Source organism: Rhodococcus sp. T2V (genome assembly GCF_029269925.1).
Lineage (GTDB): Bacteria > Actinomycetota > Actinomycetes > Mycobacteriales > Mycobacteriaceae > Rhodococcus_F > Rhodococcus_F koreensis.
This window is the reverse complement of sequence record NZ_JARJBD010000079.1, coordinates 15441-37665: the sequence shown is the minus strand read 5'-3', so window position 1 is coordinate 37665 and position 22225 is coordinate 15441. Positions and strand designations below refer to the sequence as shown.

At 66.9% G+C, this 22225-nt stretch carries 22 protein-coding genes; 5 read left to right on the top strand and 17 right to left on the bottom strand.

Annotated elements, in window-relative coordinates; translation table 11 throughout:
- Positions 1 to 160: 160 nt before the first annotated feature.
- Positions 161 to 1099 (top strand): LysR family transcriptional regulator, encoded by a 939-nt coding sequence (locus tag P3H15_RS40590; RefSeq protein WP_276142439.1) that lies wholly within the window; start codon positions 161 to 163, stop codon positions 1097 to 1099.
- A 99-nt stretch (positions 1100 to 1198) separates the two neighbouring features.
- On the opposite strand, the gene P3H15_RS40585 is transcribed toward P3H15_RS40590, so the two are convergent.
- The gene (locus P3H15_RS40585) at positions 1199 to 2371 is read right to left on the bottom strand and encodes an epoxide hydrolase family protein (protein ID WP_276142438.1); all 1173 of its coding nucleotides are present in this window, start codon (positions 2369 to 2371) and stop codon (positions 1199 to 1201) included.
- A 102-nt stretch (positions 2372 to 2473) separates the two neighbouring features.
- Between P3H15_RS40585 and P3H15_RS40580 the strand changes: the two genes are divergently transcribed.
- Positions 2474 to 3061: a CGNR zinc finger domain-containing protein gene (locus P3H15_RS40580; protein ID WP_276142437.1), complete on the top strand. Its 588-nt coding sequence runs from the start codon at positions 2474 to 2476 to the stop codon at positions 3059 to 3061.
- On the opposite strand, the gene P3H15_RS40575 is transcribed toward P3H15_RS40580, so the two are convergent.
- Entirely contained in the window at positions 3053 to 3865 is an 813-nt protein-coding gene (locus P3H15_RS40575; protein WP_276142436.1) for an alpha/beta fold hydrolase, read from the bottom strand. The two genes, P3H15_RS40580 and P3H15_RS40575, sit on opposite strands and share 9 nt — an antisense overlap.
- Before the next feature lie 61 nt (positions 3866 to 3926).
- On the opposite strand from P3H15_RS40575, the gene P3H15_RS40570 reads away from it, so the two are divergent.
- Complete coding sequence (locus P3H15_RS40570; RefSeq protein WP_276142435.1) at positions 3927 to 4592, top strand: TetR/AcrR family transcriptional regulator; 666 nt, start codon at positions 3927 to 3929, stop codon at positions 4590 to 4592.
- 24 nt (positions 4593 to 4616) lie between these two features.
- Here P3H15_RS40570 and P3H15_RS40565 read toward each other — a convergent pair whose 3' ends face one another.
- Entirely contained in the window at positions 4617 to 5903 is a 1287-nt protein-coding gene (locus P3H15_RS40565; protein ID WP_276142434.1) for a glutamate dehydrogenase, read from the bottom strand.
- Positions 5904 to 6090: 187 nt separating this feature from the next.
- Here P3H15_RS40565 and P3H15_RS40560 point away from each other — a divergent pair, with 187 nt between their 5' ends.
- Positions 6091 to 7014, top strand: coding sequence for a LysR family transcriptional regulator (locus P3H15_RS40560; protein WP_087555106.1), 924 nt, complete (start codon positions 6091 to 6093; stop codon positions 7012 to 7014).
- 24 nt (positions 7015 to 7038) lie between these two features.
- Here the strand turns inward: P3H15_RS40560 and P3H15_RS40555 are convergent, their stop codons facing one another.
- From P3H15_RS40555 to P3H15_RS40520, 8 genes are all read right to left on the bottom strand, one after another.
- Positions 7039 to 8409: an MFS transporter gene (locus tag P3H15_RS40555; RefSeq protein ID WP_276142433.1), complete on the bottom strand. Its 1371-nt coding sequence runs from the start codon at positions 8407 to 8409 to the stop codon at positions 7039 to 7041.
- Positions 8410 to 8524: 115 nt separating this feature from the next.
- Positions 8525 to 8890 (bottom strand): HNH endonuclease, encoded by a 366-nt coding sequence (locus P3H15_RS40550; RefSeq protein WP_276142432.1) that lies wholly within the window; start codon positions 8888 to 8890, stop codon positions 8525 to 8527.
- Between the two features lie 58 nt (positions 8891 to 8948).
- Positions 8949 to 10682: a CocE/NonD family hydrolase gene (locus P3H15_RS40545; protein ID WP_276142431.1), complete on the bottom strand. Its 1734-nt coding sequence runs from the start codon at positions 10680 to 10682 to the stop codon at positions 8949 to 8951.
- Positions 10683 to 10704: 22 nt separating this feature from the next.
- Entirely contained in the window at positions 10705 to 11646 is a 942-nt protein-coding gene (locus P3H15_RS40540) for an MBL fold metallo-hydrolase (protein WP_276142430.1), read from the bottom strand.
- A 1-nt stretch (position 11647) separates the two neighbouring features.
- Complete coding sequence (locus P3H15_RS40535) at positions 11648 to 12574, bottom strand: alpha/beta hydrolase (RefSeq protein WP_276142429.1); 927 nt, start codon at positions 12572 to 12574, stop codon at positions 11648 to 11650.
- A 4-nt stretch (positions 12575 to 12578) separates the two neighbouring features.
- The gene (locus P3H15_RS40530; RefSeq protein WP_276142428.1) at positions 12579 to 13700 is read right to left on the bottom strand and encodes an NAD(P)/FAD-dependent oxidoreductase; all 1122 of its coding nucleotides are present in this window, start codon (positions 13698 to 13700) and stop codon (positions 12579 to 12581) included.
- Positions 13701 to 13714: 14 nt separating this feature from the next.
- A complete protein-coding gene (locus tag P3H15_RS40525; RefSeq protein WP_276142427.1) occupies positions 13715 to 14668 on the bottom strand; it encodes a phosphotriesterase in 954 nt (317 codons plus the stop codon).
- 52 nt (positions 14669 to 14720) lie between these two features.
- Entirely contained in the window at positions 14721 to 15707 is a 987-nt protein-coding gene (locus P3H15_RS40520) for a phosphotriesterase (protein WP_276142426.1), read from the bottom strand.
- A gap of 148 nt (positions 15708 to 15855) precedes the next feature.
- On the opposite strand from P3H15_RS40520, the gene P3H15_RS40515 reads away from it, so the two are divergent.
- Positions 15856 to 16443: a TetR/AcrR family transcriptional regulator gene (locus P3H15_RS40515; RefSeq protein ID WP_276142425.1), complete on the top strand. Its 588-nt coding sequence runs from the start codon at positions 15856 to 15858 to the stop codon at positions 16441 to 16443.
- Here P3H15_RS40515 and P3H15_RS40510 read toward each other — a convergent pair.
- The 6 genes from P3H15_RS40510 to P3H15_RS40485 form a co-directional block, all read right to left on the bottom strand.
- Positions 16440 to 17366, bottom strand: coding sequence for a LysR family transcriptional regulator (locus tag P3H15_RS40510; protein WP_276142424.1), 927 nt, complete (start codon positions 17364 to 17366; stop codon positions 16440 to 16442). The genes P3H15_RS40515 and P3H15_RS40510 overlap by 4 nt on opposite strands.
- A 39-nt stretch (positions 17367 to 17405) precedes the next feature.
- Positions 17406 to 18536: an NAD(P)/FAD-dependent oxidoreductase gene (locus P3H15_RS40505; protein WP_276142423.1), complete on the bottom strand. Its 1131-nt coding sequence runs from the start codon at positions 18534 to 18536 to the stop codon at positions 17406 to 17408.
- On the bottom strand, positions 18533 to 18730 hold the full coding sequence (locus P3H15_RS40500; protein WP_276142422.1) for a ferredoxin: 198 nt from the start codon (positions 18728 to 18730) through the stop codon (positions 18533 to 18535). Before P3H15_RS40500 ends, P3H15_RS40505 begins: the two co-directional genes overlap by 4 nt.
- Positions 18727 to 19905, bottom strand: a complete 1179-nt coding sequence (locus P3H15_RS40495; protein ID WP_276142421.1) for a cytochrome P450 — start codon at positions 19903 to 19905, stop codon at positions 18727 to 18729. The genes P3H15_RS40500 and P3H15_RS40495 overlap by 4 nt, the downstream gene beginning before the upstream one ends.
- A gap of 239 nt (positions 19906 to 20144) precedes the next feature.
- Positions 20145 to 20930, bottom strand: coding sequence for a CoA ester lyase (locus tag P3H15_RS40490; protein WP_276142420.1), 786 nt, complete (start codon positions 20928 to 20930; stop codon positions 20145 to 20147).
- Positions 20930 to 22171 carry a CaiB/BaiF CoA-transferase family protein gene (locus P3H15_RS40485; RefSeq protein WP_276142419.1) on the bottom strand — a complete coding sequence of 414 codons (1242 nt, stop codon included), beginning with the start codon at positions 22169 to 22171 and terminating at the stop codon, positions 20930 to 20932. Before P3H15_RS40485 ends, P3H15_RS40490 begins: the two co-directional genes overlap by 1 nt.
- Positions 22172 to 22225: the final 54 nt, after the last annotated feature.

The following is a 22225-nucleotide window of genomic DNA, read 5'->3' as shown; positions in this document are numbered from 1 at the left end:
AGCACCCGCCCAGTGGAACTCCCGAATCAACACCCGTGGAGAGGGATAGCTGCTCTCGCTCCCACCCGGAAGCAGTGAGGAACCTGCACAAGGGCGGCCGCAAGAGGTACTGCATCTATTGTTGATCGGGTGAAGGCACTACTCGAGTTCGGACGGTCCGATGCTTGACCCCAGGCTCAAGATCCTGCAGGCAGTCGATTACTACGGCACTGTCACAGCCGCTGCGGCGGCCCTGTCATACACTCCATCGGCGATCTCGTACCAACTGCGCCAGTTGTCGGAGCTACTCGGGGTCGAATTGATCGAACCCTCGGGCCGCGGCATCAAACTCACACCGGCCGCACGCACCGTGTTACGGCACGCCGCCATCATGCGGGCTCAGTGGGAGTTAGCCCAGAGCGAGCTCGCAGAAACGGTGGACGAGCCGTCCGGCCCATACACCCTGTGTGGGTTTTCAACGGCGTCAACACAATTGCTGCCCTATGCCGGCAAAACTCTACGCGATCGGCATCCCCGCCTACGTGTGCGTCTGGTTCAGGCCGATCCCGCCGAATGCTTCAGGCTGCTACAGATGGAGGAGGCGGACCTCGCCTTGGTGATGGTGACCGCGGACTCCCCTCCCCTGGACGATCTCCGCTTTGATCAACAGTTGCTGGTGGACGACCCGTTGGATTTGGTCGTTCCCGCGAATCATCCATTGGCATCCCGTCGACGAGTCACGCTCGCCGACGCCGCTGACGAGCCCTGGGTAGTCGGGACCCCTGGTGGGGCATACCACCAACTCACCGTGACCGCCTGCGTCGCAGCTGGATTCACACCCAACATCGCTCACCAGGCCGACGAGTGGGAGACCGGTGCGGCGATAGTTTCTCAGGATATGGGGGTCATGCTCGTGCCACGGCTGTGGCTACTGAGTTCGGAGTGGGCAGTCACCCGAATCAGGTTGTCAGGTGAACCTGTGCCCGCCCGCAAGATCGTCGCCGCCACTCGCAAGGGCGCCGCACGTCATCCGCTCGTCGCAGAGACACTCGAACTCGTCAAAGCACGATGCGAAACCCTGTACTCGAATCCACCCGAAGGTTTCGGAAGTGCGCCGTAAATCGCGTTGCAACTGTCCGGCGCGTCGACTGCGGTCGCCTGGATGCGAACGCCATTCCGCGCCTGGAGCGGCTGGACATAAGGGTCGACCCCGCCGCGTTCACCGATTGGCGGCCAGCACTGCCCCGAGGCCTACTTGCAGGTCCTTGACGAAATACTCGGGAACCTCCAGGGACGGGAAGTGCCCCCCGGTTTCGGGTGACCGCCATCGGACGATGTGTCGGTACCGCTCCTGCGCCCAGGGGCGCGGACACTTCTCGATGTCCCGGGGATACATGGTGATTGCCGACGGGACGTCGACCCGGAGTTCGGGATCGAGCGAGTTGTGGCTTTCGTAGTAGATGCGGGCCGCCGATGCGCCGGTCCGCGTGAGCCAGTACAGGGTGACGTCGTCGAGAATTCTGTCTCTGGACATCGTCTCGAACGGGCTGTCTTCGGTGTCCGACCACTCGGCGAATTTGTCGAGGATCCAGGCGAGAAGCCCGACCGGTGAGTCGACGAGCGAGTGGCCGATGGTCTGCGGTCGCGTCGCCTGCTGCTTCGCGTACGCCGCGCGGTGGCGCCAGAAATCGCGGGTTTCCTCGGTCCACTTGCGCTCGACCGCCGTCAGCCCGTCCGTCGTCAAACCGGGTGGTGCCTCCGCGAACAATGTGTGGATGCCGAGAACGTGCGCCGGGAACCTGCCGCCGAGGACCGTGGTGATGTTGCCTCCCCAGTCGCCGCCGTGGGCCGCGAACTTGCTGTAGCCGAGCCGTCCCATCAGTTCTACCCATGCGGCCGCGATCTTTTCGGTTCCCCAGCCGGTGGTGGCCGGCCTGTCGCTGTAGCCGAATCCCGGTAACGACGGGACGACGACGTGGAACGCCGGCGCGTCTGCATCTTTCGGATCTGCCAGTTCGTCCACGACATCGACGAACTCGGCAATGCTGCCGGGCCAGCCGTGGGTCAGGATCAGTGGGGTGGCATCTGCGCGCGCGGATCGTCGGTGCAGGAAGTGGATTCCCAGATCGTCGATGGTCGTGCGGAACTGGCCGATCCGGTTGAGGCGCTCCTCGAACGACCGCCAGTTGTACCCGGTGCGCCAGTAGTCCACGACGTCGACGAGGTCGGCGAGAGGTACGCCCTGTTCCCATCGGCGAGGGCCGGGCGCGGCGCGATAGACCGTCTCGGCCTCCGGTAGCCGCGCCGCGGCCAGCCTTGCGCGCAGATCGTCGAGGTCGGCGTCGGGTGCGTGGGCTTCGAAGGCGTGGACGTCGCTGGTCAGGCGGGGCATGAGACCTCCTGGTCACCGTGGAACCGGCTAGGAACTTTGCGAACCGTCTTAGCCGGTTCTAGCATGCCTTCATGCCGCCGCGCAACCAGCTAAGGTGGTTCCATGCGTGCCGAGTTCCCCGACTTCCGCCTCGGTAGCGTGCTGGCGACCAGCTTCACGGCGACTCTGACGGAGCGTCGCGGCGACGCCGTGGAGCGCATTCCCACGCCGCAGCGACTCGTCGACTGGCTGGCAGTGAGCGGCCTCGCCGTGGACTCCTGCACCACCGCCCAGCTCGAACTCGCTCGGGAACTGCGAGAGGCGATTCACGCCGCCGCGACAGCCACCGCGATCCGGGACGCTCTCCCTGCATCCGCCGTCCACATCATCAATGACCGCAGCAGTCAGGGTCGGGCGGCGGCCGTCCTGACGCCCGAGGGCAATCGTCGATGGCGGCTCAACTCGGCGTCGTGCGTGGAAGATGCCCTGGGCGTGATCGCCGCCGACGCGATCAGCATCATCGCAGGCGAACGAGACGGAAAATTGGCTTTGTGCGCATCGCCGACCTGCCGGGCCGCCTTCTTCGACACCAGCCAAAGTCGCACCCGCAAATGGTGTGACATGAACACGTGCGGGAATCGCCAGAAGAAGGCGCGTTTCCAGGCCAACCAGCGCAAAAACCCCAGATCAGCGGACCGATCGTCACCTTGACGCCGTAGGTCCGAAGAAGGCCGCGAATGTCCGGACCAGCTGGGCCGAGGCGCGGTTGATGCCGTCATGGCCCCCGCGGACCGCTGCTGCACGGGCGTGGGGCAGTGCAGCAGCAAGGGCCTCGTTGAGTTGTTCGTAATACGGCGGTCCGTCCGCACCCCTCAGCAACAGAACCTCCGCAGTCACCCCCGCCCAGCGGCTCGGCGGACCGTCGGCGCGTGCGATTGCCTGCGACTCGTCCAACGTCATGGGCAACAAGGCACCCATAGTGCGCCCGACGGGAGTGCGCAACAACAGTCGGCTCATAGCGATCTGCACCCCCAGAGGCAGGGTGCTCGCCCGCGACTGGGTGTTGATGCCGGCCCCGGTGATCGCCATCGCGCGTGCGACGTCACCGTCCCGGGCCGCTGCCCTGGCGCTTTCCAGCCACTGCGCGGGGAAGAGACCGTTCACGGACACTGCTGCGTCGTAGAGCGCGAGACGCACGATGGGCAGTTGCAGGGCCGCCGTCAGGGCGATGAACCCACCGCTGCTGTGGCCGATAACGTCAGTTGCGCCGGTGTGTTCGAGCACAGTCCGCAGGTCGTCGACGTCCTGCTGAACGTCGTAGGGCTCCGAACGGGGCGGCGCATCCGCGCGTCCGCGTCGGTTGTAGAGATGCACAGTGAACCTATCCGACAGTTTGCCCGCCAGTCGGCGATAGGAATCGATCGTCACCCCGCCGCCGTGAACGACCACCAGAGCAGGGCCGTCACCAACTGTGTGCAGGACGACGTCGCCCGCTCGTTCAACCCGCTCTTGCATCGCCGCCTCCCTGAGTGCGTGACAACAATAGCAAACAGTGTTCGCAGTTTAGGATTGTGAGGTGAGCGACGACCCACACCGACCCCACGAACACAATGCCTCCGCCAGGGAGACACCGCCGCGCCGACGAGGTCCGGTCCCCGCGCACAGCCGCGACGACATCGCCGCCGCCGCAATAACACTCACGGATCACGAAGGCTTGGCAGGTCTGTCCATGCGGGCCGTTGCCGCGGCGCTGGGTACCGGCGCAGCGTCGCTGTACCGGTACGTGGCATCGCGGGACGAACTCCTCGCGCTGATGACCGATCACGTCATGCGCGAGCTCCGCCCGTACCCGGCCGGCCATGATCAGTGGCTGGACGCCATGCTCGAGATGTCACGTCGACAGTTGCACCTGTATCGGCGTCACTCCTGGCTCGTCGACGTCACCCAGCAATCGCCTGCCTTCGGTCCCGAAGCCCTGGCCTGGCTGGACCACTGCCTGCAGGTACTCGAACCAGTCACGGCCTCCAGTCAGGCAAAATTTGAAGCGATCGCGATGGCAACGGGAGTCACGACGTTGTTCGCTCGCAGCGAGCTCGCCTCACAGCCCGCACTTCCCCCGATCGACAGCCATACGTATCCGCACGTGGCCAGGGCGATCTCCGCTGACGCAACTCCGGCGCCCACCGATCGGGACCTCTTCGAGGATGCCTTGCGCAGCCTCCTGGTCGGTCTGCTGTCCTGAGGACGGAGTCGTTCGCTCGACCGTTTACGGGATGGTGAGCGGCACGGCCAGAGGATCGCCCGGCGCCGGCGCTCGGCGGTTGGCCGCGACGAGGTCCCACGCGGTGTGCCGCGGCGTCACGCCGTCCAGCGTCCATTGGCCGAGCAGCAACGCGACCTTGGCCAGCATCTCGGTACGCAACCGCAGGAACGAGTCCTCCGGGTCGGTGCCGACCTGGCCGAGCAGTACCCACCAGGCCCAGGCGACTGCTCCGGCATTGGCAACGAAGTCCGGGACCACCGGAATGCCCCGGCCGGTGAGCACCGCCTCGGCCTGCGGGGTCGTCGCGGCATTCGCAGCTTCGATCACGACCTTCGCGGCGACGTGGTCGACGTTGTCCGCTGTGATCGCATAGGAGATCGCGGCCGGGACGAGGATGTCTGCCGCAGTGGCGATCACAGCCGCGCGCGGCAACCGCTGAACATGCGAGGGGACGCGCGAGCGGTCGATCTCGCCGTAGCCGTTCCGCAGGTCGAGCAGCGCGGGAACGTCCAGGCCGTCGGGGCAGTACAGCGTGCCGACGGCGTCGGCGACAGCAACCACGCGCATACCGGCCTCGTGCAGATACCACGCCGCGCCGCCCCCCATGGTGCCGATGCCCTGGATTGCCACCGTGGTGTCGGCCGGAGCCCATCCACTGGCATTCACGGTACCGATGCAGGCCTGCGCGACTCCGTAACCGCCGATCACATCGCCCAGCAGAAAACCGCCGGACACCGGGGCGTTCAACGCGGCCCGCACCCGGCGCAGAGTCCTCTGCGGATCTTCCGCACGGCGAATCGCCGCATGGTAGGACTGCTGAAGTCCCAGCCGCGCGAAGACGTCGTCGATCAGATGCTGCGGCACCCCCAGATCCTCTGCGGTCACCCAGTGCGCGTCCAGCCACGGGCGCATCGCCTGACAGAACCGCTCCAGCACACCGACTGCACGGGGGTCCTTCGGGTCCAAGTCGATGCCGCCCTTCGCGCCGCCGACGGGCAGGTCGAAAACCGCGGTCTTGGCAGCCATGCCGCGCGCCAGGTCCTCCACCTCCGACATCGTGCAGCCTGCCCGCATGCGGGTGCCCCCGGTGGCCAGGCCGGACACCAACGTGTGCACGACGAGGTAGCCCTGAGCTCCGGTGACCGGATCGGACCAGGTCATACGCAGCAGGGGCTCACCGCTGCGCACGGTCGCCACATCGACCCGACGCTGCGGCACAGTGTTCTCACGGTGGTCGTACTCACGGTGCTCGGGGGTGCGCCCGAACCCGGATTCCGTCGTCGTCGTCACCTCGAGTTACCCCAATCGTCCTCGGAAGATCATCGCCGTTTCGGCCATTCGGCCGATGACGTCAGAGTGCGCGCCCCGGTGACCGGGCGTCCAGTTAAGAAACTTGAATAATTGCGTTCACGCTTTCTACACAGCGCGACGCGTGGTCCGATTGGACGGTTCGAACCGGATGCATAGGCTGGGGGGCATGGAGCTGTCTCTGCGCCGGTTGCGGATGCTTCGGGAGTTGCACCGCCGAGGCACCGTGACAGCCGCCGCGCAGGCCTTGCACTACACCACCTCCGCGGTATCCCAACAGCTCACCCAGCTCGAACGCGACGTCGGCGCAAAGCTATTCGAGCGGCGCGGTCGGCGGGTACAGCTCACCGAGATCGGCCTGCTCCTCGCCGAGCACGCTGAGGAGATCATGCGATCGGTGGACCGCGCGACCTCCGCCCTCGAACAAACGCAGGAGGGCGTCACCGCCCGATTGACCGTTGGCGTGTGGGCGTCCGTCGCGTCGGGCCTGCTGCCGAGTGCGCTGTCATTGCTGGCCGCCGAACATCCCGGCATCGAGGTGCGGACGAAGGAACTCGCGCCGGAGGACACCGCAGTCGCAGTACGGGACGGCTCGCTGGACTTCTCGTTCGTGATCAACTATTCCGACTACCCGATGCCGTGGGACCCGGAGTTGACCAGAGTGGTGATCGCGGTCGAGCGACTACACGCAGCGCTGCCTCCGGGAACGGTGTCCGCCAGAACCATGGCGTTGGCAGACCTCGCCGAGCATCCCTGGATACTCGCGGGACCCACGTCGCATTTCGGCCGCGCGGTGCGCTCGGCCTGTCAGCGTTGCGGATTCGAACCCAAGATCAACCATGAGGTCGGCGAGCAGGCGACGGCACTCGCGATGGTGTCCGCGGGCCTGGGGGTCACCCTCGTCTCCGATCTCGGATTGACGCTGCGCCCGCCGGGCATGGACGTCGTCGCGCTCACCGAACCGGTCATGCGGACGATCTCCATCGCCCATCGGGGGACGGAAGCGCACCGGCAGCCGCTGCAACTGGTGATCGACGCCGTCCGTGCCGCCGCGGCCGCGCAGGGGCTCGCCGCGGGGTCGCCGTACCCGTAGCCGACGACGACACACCGCGGGGAATCAGCGTGGACCCGAAGGCGCGGGCACAGCCCACGCGCTCCCCTGTTCCCGATCGAGCACGGTGACCGCCTTGTTCTTCAGCCCGAAGATGTAGACCAGCAAGCTGACCCCGATCACGACCGTCACGTAGACGATGAACCAGCCGACGTGGCCGGCCGACTTCGACGCCTGGTAGAGGAGCGGCGCCGTACCGCCGAACGCGGAGTTCGCGAGCGCATAGCCCAGTCCCACGCCCAGAGCGCGAATGTCGGCGGGGAACAGCTCCGCCTTCACGATCGCGTTGATCGAGGTGTACCCGGTGAGGATGATGTAGCCGACCGCGACCAGCGTGAACGCCGCCAGTGCCGAGGTGGTCTTCGGAAGGTAGGTGAGCAGGACGTAGGTGTAGAGGACCCCACCCACGCCGAAGAAGATCAGCAGCGGCTTGCGCCCGACGTGGTCGCTGACGATGCCGCCGACCGGCTGCAGCAGTAACAGCAGGATCAGTCCGAGCAGGTTGATCCACGTTGCCGTCAGCGCCCGGTCGTCCCCGAAGGTGGACTTCACAATCGCCGGCGCGTTGACACTGTAGGTGTAGAACGCGACCGTGCCGCCCGCGGTGATGAGGAACACCAGCAGCAGCGGACGCCAGTGCTGGGTGAACAACGCCGTCAAGGAACCCGCTGTCCGGTCTTCACCCGCACGGATGGCTTTCAGATGCGACTCGCTGAGCGACTCGTCCATCGACCGCCGAATCCACAGCACGACCAGGGCGGCGACGCCGCCGATGAAGAAGCCGATCCGCCACCCCCACTCGTGCAACGCGTCGACATCGAGAACGCTGAGCGCGATCAGGAGCGTGAACTGCGCGAGGACGTGACCGCCCACGAGGGTCACGTACTGGAACGACGACAGGAAGCCACGCCGATTCGCGGTTGCCGCTTCGGACATGTACGTCGCCGAGGTGCCGTACTCGCCACCCGTGGCAAATCCCTGCACGAGCCGGGCGACGACCAGAATGACCGCCGCCCAATACCCGATGGTGTCGCGAGTCGGCATGACCGCCACCAAGAAGGAGCACGACGACATGATGGTGATGCTGAGCATCAGGGCCGCCTTGCGACCGCGACGGTCGGCGAACCGCCCGAAGAACCAGGACCCCACCGGTCGCATGACGAAGGTGACCGCGAAGATCGCATAGATGTACACCGTGGAGTTGGAGTCGTTCTCGTCGAAGAACTGCGCCTCGAAATACGTTGCGAAGACCGTGTAGATGTACACGTCGTACCACTCGACGAGGTTTCCTGCCGAACCCTTCATCGTGTTGAGCACCGCCCGCCGGGTGCTCGTCGGAGCGCGGGTTGGACCGGACGAAGTCGCGTCATCGATCATCCGTCGACGATAACGGATCGACCGACCGCACCTGGTCGAGTCACGCAGGGGCGGACCACTTCACTGCCCGCTTCGTAGTCCTCCGATCACGACGCGTCCGGCGCCGTGGCTCGCATCAGTAACTGCTCCGGCAGCGTCGTAGTTGGCTGGACAGGTACCGCCTGGCACGGCGATGACCACCCACGTTCTCGAGTTCGATGTCCAGCGCGTTCAGGAGCGTCGCGAGCAGGGTCGCCTGTGGCGCCCATCCATGGCGACGCCGGCACTGTGCGAGCCAGTCGACCGGACCGATGTGGCCGCGGTCCGCGTTGCACCGCCGGCACGCGGCGGCCTCATTGGCCACGATGCTGGGCCCGCCTTTGAGTCGCGGCACCAGATGTTCGGTGGTCGGCGGAATCAACGGCCCGAAACGCCGACCACACCACAGGCATCGCCCACCCTGCCGGTCGACGGCGAGGGCGAGTCGGGCGGTGCGGTCCACCAGTCGATCGTGACCGAATGACTCGGCCGGCGCCAGTGCTCGGCCGACACCGCTGTTGCTACACCGTCTCCTCCGACGTGCGCGTCGTGAACGGCAACACGAGGCGGGACGGGTGGGCGGCGTCCCGGTAGATCTTGTGGGTCACGGGGCGGCCGACCGGCAGATGGAACGCATCCGGTGGTAGCAGCGCGTTGTGCTCGTCCGCCAGCGGTTCGGCGTTCGACAGTTCCGCCACCAGGCGATGCCCCGGCCGGAACGTCGCGGCGAAGGGGTAGAGGCGCAGCACGTACTCCTCGATCGTCCCCGGCTCGACCGGCAGCGCGCGGGTGTGTGGGTGGTGCGGGTTTCCCTCGGTGGTGCGCTCGTCGAGTTCGCGGTGCGAGGCCTTCAGGTACCCGGAGGTGATCAGCTGGCGTTGACCATTCGGGGCGTAATCCCACAGCCGCAGAATGAAATTGGAGTCGGGTTGGTCGATCTCCGCGAAGAGGTGCGCGGCTCCGGTGCCGATCAGTTCCGTGGGCTCCTCGAACGGCGCGGTCTCCCATTTCAGGATCTCGACCTTGTCGGTGACGGTCAGCGGCGCCTGATAGAAGCCGTCCGGGGCGGCGTACCGGGCGGCCATCGGTTCGGGGTCGGTGGACAGCTTGCCGCGCGGTCGCAGATACAGCGACCGGTACTCCACATCCTTCGGCGGCCACTGGCCACCGGTGACCCATTCGCGTGCGCCCTCGACGTGGACGGTGACCGCCGGCTCGTCCATCACACCGTTGTCGATGCCCTTGATCCAGTAGTCGTACCAGCGGAACATCTTGTCGTGTTCCTCGATGAACGGCCGCGACTGCATGGGTGGGTACGGGCCGATATCGAGTTTCTTCGGTCCCTGCAGCGCGTCGAACAGCGCGATCGTGCCGTCGACCGTCCAGCCGCGACCCTGGTCGATCTGCAGATAGACGGGGATGTCGATGTTCGGGGCCAGCGTGATGGGGTTTCGTTCCTCGTACCACTCGCCGTCCAGGTCGTTCATCACGATGTCGAACCAGGCCTCGTGGTGATTCGGGTAGTTCAGCACGTGCACCAGGTTCGGCCAGGCGGCCACATCCGGATCCTCCAGGCGCGCCGCGACGCGCTTCCTCAGCTCCTCCGGGGAGCACGTCTCGACCATGCGGGACTTGACGCTGTCGGTGAAGGCCCAGCCGGAGTCGCCGCCGCGGCCCTCGCGGGCGGCACGCGGCATGAACCACATGATGCCGCCGTGATAGGTGGTCTCGTAGAAGTCGAAATGACCGCCGCTGACGAAGATCGCTTTGAGGTGCGGCGGCCGCTCCGCGGCGGCGAGCACCTGCATCGACCCGAAGTAGGAGATGCCGATCATGCCGACGTTGCCGTCGCACCACGGCTGTTCGGCGACCCACTCGATGAAGTCGTACGCGTCCTGGCCCAGGGAGACGCCGCCGGCGTTGTAGTTGCCGATGTGCTCGCCTTCGGAGGCGCCGGAGCCGCGCAGATCACCGATGACGTGGACGTAGTCCGCTTCGACGACGCGGGCGATGTCGCCGGCTTCGATGCAGCCGTCCCACATCGGGGAGGGGCGACGCTGCGGCGGTGTGGTGAGGGCGAGTGCCTGCAGCTCTTTGCCGTACGGGCTCAGGGCCACCAGCGCCGGTCGTGGTGTGTCGCCGACGCCGTGGTAGGCGTCCGCTGCCAACTCGATGCCGTCTCGCATCGGGACGCGGAGATCCTTGCGGATGTGGATGGTCTGCCCACCCGCGTCGAACGTCTGGAACTCGGCCATGGGGCGCGACTCCTCTTCTGTGTCAGGCTTTCTGGGTATACTGCGTGCGGTAGCCGTGCAGCGTTGTGAAGAACGGGGACGGTTCGAGGGTGGGATCGCCGTCGTAGCCGAGGTCCTCGGCCACCGGGGTGAACGGCGAATACGGCGAGTCGATCTCGCGTAGGCCCCCACACAGGCACCGGTGGGCTGCGCCACGGACGTCGCCTTCGATGTCGAGGCTTTCGCGAAGCGCTTCGGCGGCCTGGTCCCGGTCGAGTTCGACGCCGTAGGCGACCCCGTCCGCCCGCCGGTAGGGATGCCCGAGGTACAGGTGATTCGGGCGGATCTCGTCCCGCAGGTACTCCAGGCTCGACCGGTAGGCATCCGAATTCTCGTAGCCGGGGAATCCGTTGGCCGCTCCGTGGACCTGGACGGCGTCGCCGACGAACACGGAGTTCCGACGGTCCACGACGTAGGCCACCGATCCCGGTGTGTGGCCGGGGACGGAATGCACCGTGACGGTGACACCTCCTCCGAGCGACAGGGTCTCGCCGCCGCGGACCAGCATCGTCGGTTCCATCTCACCGGAGATCACCGCGTGCGTCGCCGCGATCTGCTTCGCCTCACCCTCGGGGTCGTGCAGGTACTGTCCGCGCACCGACAGGTACTCGTCGACGTGCGCCTGCCGTGAGCGCAGCAGGTGCGCGTCGGCCTCGTGGATGACGACCTGGGCGCGCCGTCCGGTGAGTTCCCACAGCGCGTGCGCCCCGCCGATGTGGTCGATGTGGCCGTGGGTCAACAGGATCCATCGGACGTCCTCGATCCGGCGCCCGAGGGCCTCGAGGGCGGGCGCCATGCCCTCGACGGGCGACGTCGCGATGCCGGTGTCGACGATCGCCGGCTCCGGAGCATCGATGAAGAAGCTGTACAGCCCGAACCGGCCCCACGGTGAGACGAGCGGGTGGATGGTCCCGTCCTTCGCCACGTCACTCCCCCGGCCGCGTCAGGAACTCGGCGGTCTCCTCGAACGCCCGGTGGAACTCGGGGATCCACGAGAAGTTCTGGACGAAGCCGTGATTGGCGCCGGCGTAGCGACTGATCGTCGCCTTCACCCCGGCCTCGGCCAGACGCGCGCCATAGAGTTCGCCCTCGTCGCGCATCGGGTCGAACTCGGCGGTGACGATCAGGGCCGGCGGCAGGCCGGTGAGGTCTTCGCGCTTGATGGGCGAGACGCGCGGGTCGGCGGGGTCGGCGCCGCTGTCGAAATAGAACGCGTTGAAGGGTTTCAACCCGGCCGTCTCCACTCCGTAGCCTTCGGCATTCTCCCGGAGGGAGTCGTAGCGGTCGACGTCGAAGTCCAGGTCCAAGGACGGATAGAACAGCACCTGATGCGTGATGCGGTCGAACCCCTCGTCGTGGGCCGTTGCGGCGACGGCCGCGACGAAGGTGCCGCCGGAGCTGTCGCCCGCGATCGCTAGGGTGTCGCCGTCCCAGCCGAGGCTCTCGCCCTGCTCCACGACCCAGCGGACCACCGCGTCGCAGTCGTCCAGTCCGGCCGGGAATTTCGCCTCGGGCGCGCGCCGGTAGCCGACGGAGACGACCTTCAATCCGGTTTCGACGGCCAGGTTCCGGGCGACGTGGTCGTGGGTGTCGAGGCTTCCGAGGAAGAACGCGCCACCGTGGAAGTAGACGAGCAACCCGAACGAGTCGCCCTCGACCGGGGTGTAGATGCGGATCGGCACCTCACCCACGCGTGTGTGCGCAGAAGTGTCCTCGACGGCGTGGAGGGGCAGGCGCTCGTCGATCGGAACGACCTGCGACTCTTCGATCGCGCGCAGGACGGCCGGGTCGAGAGAGTCCGGCGGAGCCGGCAGTGTGCTGAGGACGTCGGCGATGGCGGGGTGAAGGGTCATCGTGTCACGCCCGTGCCCGAGCGGTGGGCTTCTGCCCCGGGAAGACGTCGTCGACCTCGTCCTCGGTCCAGCCCTGACGGGAGATGCGCTGCAGTTCGTCGGTGACCGGTTTGCGGGTGGCCTGGTAGAGTGCCAATGCCCCGGCGACGGTGTCGGCGTCCCGCAGGGCGTCGGCGAGTGCGCCGGCGTCGAGGATCGCCGAGTTCGCGCCCTGACCCTGGTGGTGCAGCATCGAGTGGGCGGCGTCGCCGACGAGGACCGCCGAATCGGAATGCCACGTGTCGACCGGGTCGATGTCGTACACGCCGCGGGTGTTGACGATGCTCATGTCGAGGTCGCGAGTGATGTCGACGATCCTCGGGTCGAAGCCGTCGACGGTGGCGAGCATGTCGTCCTTGGATACCTGTGGCGCCCAGTCGCTGTCGGGGCACAGGGCGGTGATGTCGAAGGAGACCTGGCTGCGGTGGCGCAGGGGCAGCAGGTATACCTTGGTGCCCTTGCCGATGTACATGCGGAGGTTGTCGTCGACGACCATGCCGTGGGCGTCGGCGATGTCGATGACGGCGCGGTAGGCCCGCTCGCCGGAGAACACCGGTTCGTTGTCGCCGAAGAGTTGTCGGCGCACGACGGATTTGATGCCGTCGGCACCGACGACCAGATCCGCTTCGACGGTCGTGCCGTTCGTGAAGGTGAGCAGGGAACGCTCGCCGCGGTCATCCACGGTGGCGAGTTTGTGGCCGAGCTCGACCATGCCGCCGGGCAGGACACTCACGAGGGCCTCGATGAAGTCACCGCGGTGGATCAGGTGAGTGTGGGTTTCGACGGTGTACTCGTCCATCCCCGGCCACGATTCCTTCATGATCGGTTCGCCTGTGGCGGTGAGGATCTCGAAGTAGTCGCTCGGTGAGCTGACGTTCGCAATCGCGTCGAAGATGCCCCACTGGCGGAAGCGGTCCATGGTGGAGGGGCGCAGGCCGATGCCGGCGCCGACCTCACGGATTTCGGTGGCCTGCTCGTACACGGTGACGTCGGCGCCGAGCAGGCTGAGGGCCTTGGCGGATGCGGCGCCGGCGTACCCGGCGCCGATGACGGCGACGGTCAGATTCTTCAGGTCCGAAGATTGCATGATTCTCGTCCTAGTCAGTTCTGGATGGTCAGGAAGTCGGCCGGGTTCTCGACGAAGAGCGTGGTGATGGTCGCCTCGTCCAGGCCTGCTTCGCGCAGATCCGGGATGAGGTCCTCGAACAGGTAGTTGCAGGTGTGACCCTTGACTCCGGGCCAACCGAGTGGGCTGCAGTTGGCGTCGACGCCGGCGAGCGCCTGATCGAGGTGACCGGCGGCGAGGAACCCGAGAAAGTGGTCGAGGCGTTCCTTGCGCGGGCGGGCCCAGAACGGCGGGTCCTCGAGTTCGGTTTCGTAGCCGAAGGTGTCGAAGCCGACGCGGCCGCCCTGTTCGGCGATCCACCGGTCGCGTGTCTTCGACGCGTTGACTCCGTCGTCGGCGTGCCCGAACAGCACGCGGTGCAGCGGGAGTCCTTCTTCGGTGAAGATCGCGATGGCGTTCTCGGCGTCGATGGCCAGGTGGGTCAGGATCGGTACGCCGGTCTCGAGTGCGGCGCGAGCCGCGGCCCGGTAGATGCGCTTGTCGAGGTCGGTCATCTTGCCGCCGCGGCTGACGCCGACCTTGATGACTCCGGCGCGGCTGCCGGTATTACCGATGCCGACGGTGATCTCGTGGAGGAACTGCTTGGTCAGGTAGTCGACGCTCGCGCGTTCGAAGAACGGCAGGGCGGTGTCGCCGCCGACGAATCCGGTGCAGGCGACGATGTGGACGCCGGTCTTCGCGGACAGCGACTTGTAGTAGTCGACGTCACGGCCGTTGCAGATTCCGGTGACGTCGACGAAGGTTCCGCCGCCGTACTCGTGGAACTTGCGCAATTTCGGCACGGTCTCCTGGTACCGCTCCTCTGGGGTCTTCCACCACCTCGTATCCAGCTCGGAGCCGGGCATGCCGTATCCGATGTGCTCGTGGACGGCGACGATGCCCAACTCTTCGGGCGGGATCGATCCCAGGACGGTGTTCACTCTTGACACAGGCAGCTCCCCTTCGGGGCGGACGATTCTTCGATGATGTGGGGTCGGGTGCTCAGCGCACCGACAGTAGGTCGCGCGGGTTGTCTACGAGCACGCGCTGGATGTCGGTGACGCCGAGTCCCTGCGCGGTGAGGAGCGGCACGAAAGTCGACAGGATGTAGCTGAACGGCAGATCGAGACCCGGTTCTCCCACCGACACGCCGGTGGCGTTGCTCGACAGGAGGATTCGGTCGCCATGGCCGGCGTCGACCAGTTCGCGGATCAGGGTGGCGCGCTCGTCGTCGGTGACGTGTATGCCGCCGTCCGCACCCACGTGGTCGAGGGCGACGTAGGCTCCGCGGCGGGCGATCTCGAGCGGCGCGCCGGCGTCGACCGCATCCCTGCGGTCGAGTCCGCCGACGACGACGCGGTCGGCCTGCAGTCCCTCGTCCACAACGATCCCGAGGTCGTGCACCGCGTCCTTACCGAAGCGGAGTGACACCGGTACGCCGGTGTCACGGGCGGTTCGGGCCGCGGCGCGGAGGAGGCTTTCCTCGGTGGCGGTCATTCCGCCGGGATTCGCGGCGGTAGCCACCAGGCCTGCGGCACCCCGGCGCTCCACCCGGGGAACCACCATGCCCTCGGTGATCTCCTTGGTGAAGAGGTCGGCGAATTTGTCTGCCGGCCAGGGTGTCGGCGGATTGGTCTGCGGCGTCACGAAGTATCCGCCGAGCATCTCCTCGGGTCCCATTCCCGTCGACGCGACGATGTGCACTCCGGTCGTGCGTGACAGTGCTTCGTAGAGCTTGACATCGCGGCCGTGGAACATGCCGGTGCTGTCGACGATCGTCCGCCCGCCGTGGTCCCGGAATTCGGTGAGCTTCCCCACCAGCACCTCGAAGGTCGCGGCGCGGTCCGGGGTGATGTCGAATGCGTGCTCTGCGCCCGGGACCACGGACAGCAGCGCTTCGTGAACCGACACAACCCCCAGTTCGTCGGCGGGAACTGGGCCGAGAACGGTGTGGACGGTGTTTCTCTCGGCGGTCTGGGAGCCCTTCATCGGCACTTCCTTTCGTCAACGTCATGTGCGCATGACGTGGTACTCGCCACGGTAGCCATTAACATTACAGCTCGTCAAGTGAATTGATTGATCGTCTTGTGAATGGCCTACCTGATTCGTGGGTGGACTGCGGCTACAATCTGAGGTCATGTCGCTCCGCGCCGCACAGAAGCAAATGACCTACGACCTTTTCCTCGCCAAAGGGCTCGAGCTGTTCGGCACCAAGGGCTATGCCGCAACCACGATCGATGACATAGCCAGCGCCGCGGGATCGACCCGGACGACCTTCTACCTGCACTTCTCGTCCAAGGCGGACGTAATGAGCGCGCTGCTGACGAAGGTCGACGCAATACTCACCGCTGCCGACGACCCCACGCTCACCGCGGTGGTGGCCTCGGGCTCGCGTGACCGGATCCAGGAGTGGCTGGACCGCAAGTTCTCCCAGTGGGACGAGATCAAGCCCTATCTCACCGCGTCCTACCAGGCAGCCCAGGAACCGGACGTCGCAGCCAAGACCGAGCAGTGGTTCGAGTCCGCCGTCGGCGACATGACGGCCGGACTGGACCAGGCCACGCGGTTCCCTCCCGATCGGCGCCGGATTCGCTGCGTGCTCGCGTTCGGTCAGCTCGAGTACCTCTCGCGCCGCTACTTCGCGGTCGGCTGGCAGACTCCCCGCGAGGCGTGCCTCGACGAACTCACCGACTCGTGGTGCCACCTACTCGCGTCGGACGACTAGAACTCGAAAGCCGTCGCGTCGACGAGGATCTCCCGCAACCAGGCGATGAACGCCGCATCCGCCAGACGCGGATTCCACACCATGTCGATCCCCAACGGCGAGACCGGCAGCGGGAACTCCTCGATGCGGAGGTCCACCCGTTCCCGCATCGCGACAGCAACGCGGAATGTGTGCACCGCCACCCCGCCGGCCGACGCGACCATGTGCGGGATGAGCAGGTGGTCGGAGATCAATTGCCCGATCCGGTATTGCACGCCGTGCGCGTCCATCGCGGCGTACGGCGCCACCCGGTGCCGGGAGTCGTAGGTGACATGGGGCAGAGACGTGAGCAGATCCAGTGCGGATGCCCCGGGATCGCTGTCCGGGTGGGCGATCACCACCCAGCGATTCTCGTACAGGCGCTCGCGCGGGTACGGCGAGGTGAACGCCTCGGACAGGAGTACGACGTCCACGCCGTCGTCGGTGAAGTCGCTCGGCTGCGGCTGAACGAAGTTGCGCACCCGCAGAGTCGCATTCGGTGCCCGCTCGGCGATCAGCCGCGCCAAACCCGGCCCGACCACGAATGCGGTGCTGGTGGTCATCGCAACCGTGATGGTGCGGCTGTCACGCGCGGGGTCGAAGCCCGGGAAATTCACCACCTGCGCGGTCTGCCGCAGCACTTCGCGCAGTGGTGCGATGAGTTCCCGGGCACGCGGTGTGAGTATCAGCCCGCTCCCCTGCCGCGTCACCAGATCGTCACCGATCAGTCGGCGCATCCGCCCCAGGGCATGACTCATCGCGGGCTGGGACATGCCCACCCGGGCCGCGGCGCGGGTGACCGATCCTTCCTCCAGCAGGGCCAGCAACGGCACCAGCAAGTTGAGGTTGACCGAGGCGAGCCGCTCCAGGCCGAGATCACTCGAGTGATCACCGGGTTGGTTCATCCACACGAAGTTACGCGTCCTCCTCCCGAGGGGTCGACGTCATCCGGCCGCGGCGGCCATGCGGCGCAGCGTCGGGATCGGCATCCGATGGTTGACGGCGACCGCGACACCGTCGCCGCCGACGTGGGTCCAGCGCATCACCGACGGTCCGTGCGGGCTGTCGCCGAGCAGGAACTCGGGTTCACCGGCGGCCGGGAGGTGCCCGGTGGCCTTGAGGTTCAGCCCGAACTGCTCGGTCCAGAAGTACGGTTCGAGGTCGAGTTCCGGCGCATCGTCGCCCGCCAGGAGCGCGTGGGCAGCGACCTTCGCTTGCTCGATAGCGCTGCTCCACAGTGGAATTCGACGTATTCCCGTCGGCGTCGGAACGGCGGCGGCGTCCCCGGACGCGACGATGTCGGGCCGGACCCGGCCGCGCGAGTCCACCTCGAGACGGCCGCCGGTCAGCAGTCCGCTGGAGGCCAGCCACTCCGTGTCGGGTATGTCGCCGATCGCACTGACGATCAGGTCGGCGTCGACTCGCGATCCGTCGCGCAGGACCACCCCACGCGCGTCGTCGATCCCGGCAGCCGAGCCGACGACGACCGTGAGCCCTCTGGCCACCGCGGCCGCGGTGAACGTCTCGGACAGGCAGCGCCCCAGGTGCGACAGCATCGGCGGGCCGTCGGCTACCAGCGTGGCCCGGCACCCCGCCGACAGGGCCGCGGATGCGATCTCCATGCCCAGCGGACCGGCACCGACGACCACGACCGTGGGCCGGGCCGCCAGCCGTTCCCGGAGGGCCAGGGCGTCGTCCACGGTGCGCAAGGACAGCTCCACGCTGTGGTCGCCGCCCAGGCGCCGTGCCCTGGAACCGGTGGCGATCACGAGTCCGTCGTAGGTCCGGTCCGAACCGTCGTCGAGACGCACCCGGCGGGACTCGACGTCGAGGTCGACGGCCGCCACCCCGAGCACCTCGGTCGCCTCGTGCGTAGGCGGTGCCAGTTCGTGGGAACCGCCGTCGACCAGGAGCGCCTTGGAGAGTGCGGGCCGCGAGTACGCCGCCCGGGGTTCGGCCCCCACAATGGTCAGATCGCCGTCGAAACCCGCGGCGCGGAGACTGTCACACGCGGTCTGGCCGGCGATCCCGTTGCCGATGACCAGGATTCGTTGGGGAACGTCGGTGAGTTTCATGCGAGCCTGAGTGCGGCCACCGGGCAGACCCGGACCGCGGCGCCGGCGTCCGTGAGTTCCGGGCTTCCCTCGGCGATGTTCTCGACGTCGAGGATCAGTTCGCCCGCGCCGTCGAGGTGCATCAGGTCGGGAGCGATCTCTTCGCACAGTCCATGGCCTTCACAGCGAGGCCGGTCGATCACGATTCTTTTCATGCTGGGACCACCTTCAGGATCTCGAGTGCGTCGATGGAGCGGGTGATGTTGCTGGGCAACCGAACCGGCTCGGCGGCCACCAGCCGCTGCGCGTGGACGGCGAGTGCCCCGATGACGGCGTGGGCTTCCAAGCGGGCCAGGCCCTGGCCGGCGCAGCCGTGCGGTCCGTATCCGAAGGAGAGGTGGTCGACGGGATTTCGCTGGACCAGGAAGGCGTCCGGGTTCTCGTAGTGCCTCGGGTCGCGGTTGCCTGCGCCGAACAGGATCGCCACCTGGGATCCGGCCGGCACGAGGGTGCCGTCGATGTTCACGTCCCGGGTCACCGAGCGGCCCCAGGCATGGACCGGCGCCCAGAACCGGAGTACCTCGTTGAACGAGGCCGGCACCAGCGCGGGATCTCTGCGGACCAGGTCGAACTGATCGGGGAAAGCCGAGAAGAGCGCGACGATGTTGCCGAGCGCGGCGATCGTGGTGTCGACACCCGCGCCCAGGTACTGGTGGATGATGTGGCCGGCGGTGCCGGGAGGAATGGCGCCGCGGTCCTCGGCGTCGAAGATGCCGCGACCGACCGACCCCGGCGCCAGATCGGCGGCCCCGACCCCGGTGCACCAACCGTAGAGTTCGCCGGCGATCGGGAAGTTCTCCGCGGTCCGCTGATTCATCGGACCGATGACTTCCATCGCGGCCTGTCCCCAGCGCAGCATGTTGTCGCGCACCTCGCCGGTGAAACCGATCAAGTCCGCGACGATCTCGAGCGGGAAGGCGCGCGCCAATGCATCGATGGCGTCGAACGATCCCCTGGCTACCAGATCCGCGACCAGCGCATCGGCCTTGGTGTGGATCTGATCCCGGAGCCCCCGCAGCGCCCGCGGAGAGAGGTTCTCGGAAAGGGTCGCGCGCAATTCTGTGTGGATCGGCGGGTCGGATGCCAGTGACGTGCCCTGAAGCGCCTCGTTGACAACGGAATTGAAGCCGATCGTCCGGGACGAGAAGGTACCGGGGTCGGCCAGTGCGTCGCGGATGACGTCGTAGCGGGTCAGGGCATAGACGTCGTTGGCGGGCAGATGTACCACCGCGCCGAGATCTCGGAGTTCGGCGTACGTCGGATAGGGGTCGATCACGACCTCGTCTGCGAAGAGGTCCGCATCGCTACTCGCCGGAGTGTTTCTGTTCATGCCTCCAGTGAAGTGAGTCCACTCACATAAATCCAACTCATATTAGGCATGTACAGACATGAACAGGATTGATGTATGTCCGTGGTGCTCATCCGTGGTCGCGGCACACCGCGGACGCCAGATCCGGTTCGCACATTTGCTGCCACGTGCAGAAGCCGGGATGTCTTCGCCGTGCAGGATCGCGCCGTCGCTGCGCGGCCACCCTCGCCTGCACGGCGATCAACAGCCGTTCCTGCAGGCTACTGAGACTGGAGGATTCTGCGAGCCCGCTCGGCGACGGGCAGATCCACGAACTCGCCGTCCGGCAGCTGGACGGCGGCCCCGCCGGACTCCTCGAAGACGTTCACAACCCGTCGTGCCCAGGCGAGTTCGTCCTCGCCGGGGATGAAGGCGGTGTGAATGATCGGCAGCTGGGAGGGGTGGATCGCGGATTTGCCGCCGAAGCCGAGAGAACGGGCGTGGGCGGCTTGCCGGGCGAGTCCGTCGGTGTCCCGCAGGTGGGGGTAGACACTGTCGATCGGTGGTGCGATGCCCGCGGCCCGGGAGGCGATGACCAGGTGCGATCGCGCGTACTGCAGCGGGGCGTCCCCGTCGCCGATGCCGAGGTCTTTCCGGAGGTCGATGCCGCCGAGGGCGAGGTGTTCGACGCCGGGTTCGGCGGCGATGGCCGGGGCGTTGGCAACTCCCTTCGCGGTTTCGATCGCGCAGATCAGTGGCGTCTCCGGTGCCCGGTCCCGCACCCACCGCACGTCGTCGACCGAGTCGACCTTCGGGATGCGGATGCCGTGAGCACGGTCGGCGACCGCGGCCAGATCGTCGGCGGCGAGCGCGGTGCCGACAGCGTTGATGCGCACCCACTCCGGGTGGATGGTCAGAGTGTCGGCGACGCGAGCGCGGGCGGCATCCTTGTACTCCGGCGGGACCGCGTCCTCGAGGTCGAGGATCACCGCGTCCGCACCGGCTTCGAAGACCTTACCGAGGAGTTTCTCATTGTGTCCGGGCACGAAGAGGTAGCTGCGGGCCATCAGATGACACCCTTCTCCTGTAGATCCTCGATATTCAATCCGAGTGTGTCGCGGTAGATCTGCGTGTTGTCCTGTCCGAGTCGCCGTCCGGGGAATCGGATGGCGCCCGGGGTGCCGAGCATGCGCACCATGAGGTTCTGCATGGCGAGGGGTCCGAGGTCCTCGTCGTCGACGGTGGTGATCATGTCGCGGGCGCGGACGTGCGGGTCGTTCATCAGTTGCTCGACGTCGTAGATGGGTGCTAGGGCGGCGCCGACGCGCTCGAACTCGGCGACGACCTCGTCGAACGGGCGGGCGGCGATCCATTTCCCGACCGCCTCGTCGAGGAGATCGCCGTTGCGGCTGCGGTCCCCGGCGGAGGCGAACCACGGCTGTTCGACGAGGTCCGCTCGTCCGACCAGGCGCATGACCCGTTCGGCGACGGACGTGGCGCTGGCCGAGATCGCCACCCACCGGCCGTCCTTGGTGAGGTACGTGTTGCGGGGGGCGTTGTTGGGCGAGCGGTTGCCTAGGCGGCCGGCGATCGCGCCGAGCTGGTCGAAGGCGGTGGGGCCCGGGCCGAGGATGCCGACCAGGGGTTCGAGCAGCGAGAGGTCGATGACCTGCCCTTGCTCGTCGCCTTCGAGGCTGTTGCGGTGCAGCAGTGCCGTGACCACGCCGAAGGCGCCGGTAATGCCGGCGACACCGTCGGCGAGACCGAACGGAGGCAGCGTCGGCGGTCCGTCCTCCTCACCGGTCTGGTGTGCGAATCCGCTCATCGCCTCGGCGAGGGTACCGAATGCGCGACGTTCCGCGTAGGGCCCGTCCTGTCCGAAGCCGGTGACCCGCAACATGATCAAGCCTGGATTGAGCGCCATCAGCCGGTCGGGTCCGAGCCCCCACTTCTCCAGCACTCCGGGTCGGAAGTTCTCCACGAGCACGTCGGCGTCGACGACGAGATCCCGCAGGATCTGCTGGCCCTCGGGGGTGCCGAGGTCGAGGGTGATGCACTTCTTGTTGCGCGCAATGACTTTCCACCACAGTCCGTGGCCGTCCTTGTTCGCCCCGTGGGATCGGGCGGGGTCGCCCGTCGGGTGTTCAATCTTGATCACGTCGGCGCCGAAGTCGCCCAGCAGCATCGCGGTAATCGGAGCGGCGTATACGGTGCTGATGTCGAGAACTCGGATCCCCCGCAGCGGACCGCGGTTCGCCTTCCCTGGCGAACTCGAGGTCGGGGTGTCATCGTGTGGATTCACGCTCATGGGCAGTCCTCGGCATTGTCGAGAGGCGATGGAGGCGGGAAGGTGCGGTGGCGC

What these genes read in the sequence shown, in the direction of transcription:
- P3H15_RS40590 (WP_276142439.1), top strand. Translation starts at nt 161, where the DNA reads ATGCTTGACCCCAGGCTCAAGATCCTGCAGGCAGTCGATTACTACGGC.
- P3H15_RS40585 (WP_276142438.1), bottom strand. Translation starts at nt 2,371, where the DNA reads ATGCCCCGCCTGACCAGCGACGTCCACGCCTTCGAAGCCCACGCACCC.
- P3H15_RS40580 (WP_276142437.1), top strand. Translation starts at nt 2,474, where the DNA reads ATGCGTGCCGAGTTCCCCGACTTCCGCCTCGGTAGCGTGCTGGCGACC.
- P3H15_RS40575 (WP_276142436.1), bottom strand. Translation starts at nt 3,865, where the DNA reads ATGCAAGAGCGGGTTGAACGAGCGGGCGACGTCGTCCTGCACACAGTT.
- P3H15_RS40560 (WP_087555106.1), top strand. Translation starts at nt 6,091, where the DNA reads ATGGAGCTGTCTCTGCGCCGGTTGCGGATGCTTCGGGAGTTGCACCGC.
- P3H15_RS40555 (WP_276142433.1), bottom strand. Translation starts at nt 8,409, where the DNA reads ATGATCGATGACGCGACTTCGTCCGGTCCAACCCGCGCTCCGACGAGC.
- P3H15_RS40545 (WP_276142431.1), bottom strand. Translation starts at nt 10,682, where the DNA reads ATGGCCGAGTTCCAGACGTTCGACGCGGGTGGGCAGACCATCCACATC.
- P3H15_RS40535 (WP_276142429.1), bottom strand. Translation starts at nt 12,574, where the DNA reads ATGACCCTTCACCCCGCCATCGCCGACGTCCTCAGCACACTGCCGGCT.
- P3H15_RS40530 (WP_276142428.1), bottom strand. Translation starts at nt 13,700, where the DNA reads ATGCAATCTTCGGACCTGAAGAATCTGACCGTCGCCGTCATCGGCGCC.
- P3H15_RS40520 (WP_276142426.1), bottom strand. Translation starts at nt 15,707, where the DNA reads ATGAAGGGCTCCCAGACCGCCGAGAGAAACACCGTCCACACCGTTCTC.
- P3H15_RS40515 (WP_276142425.1), top strand. Translation starts at nt 15,856, where the DNA reads ATGTCGCTCCGCGCCGCACAGAAGCAAATGACCTACGACCTTTTCCTC.
- P3H15_RS40510 (WP_276142424.1), bottom strand. Translation starts at nt 17,366, where the DNA reads ATGAACCAACCCGGTGATCACTCGAGTGATCTCGGCCTGGAGCGGCTC.
- P3H15_RS40505 (WP_276142423.1), bottom strand. Translation starts at nt 18,536, where the DNA reads ATGAAACTCACCGACGTTCCCCAACGAATCCTGGTCATCGGCAACGGG.
- P3H15_RS40500 (WP_276142422.1), bottom strand. Translation starts at nt 18,730, where the DNA reads ATGAAAAGAATCGTGATCGACCGGCCTCGCTGTGAAGGCCATGGACTG.
- P3H15_RS40495 (WP_276142421.1), bottom strand. Translation starts at nt 19,905, where the DNA reads ATGAACAGAAACACTCCGGCGAGTAGCGATGCGGACCTCTTCGCAGAC.
- P3H15_RS40490 (WP_276142420.1), bottom strand. Translation starts at nt 20,930, where the DNA reads ATGGCCCGCAGCTACCTCTTCGTGCCCGGACACAATGAGAAACTCCTC.
- P3H15_RS40485 (WP_276142419.1), bottom strand. Translation starts at nt 22,171, where the DNA reads ATGAGCGTGAATCCACACGATGACACCCCGACCTCGAGTTCGCCAGGG.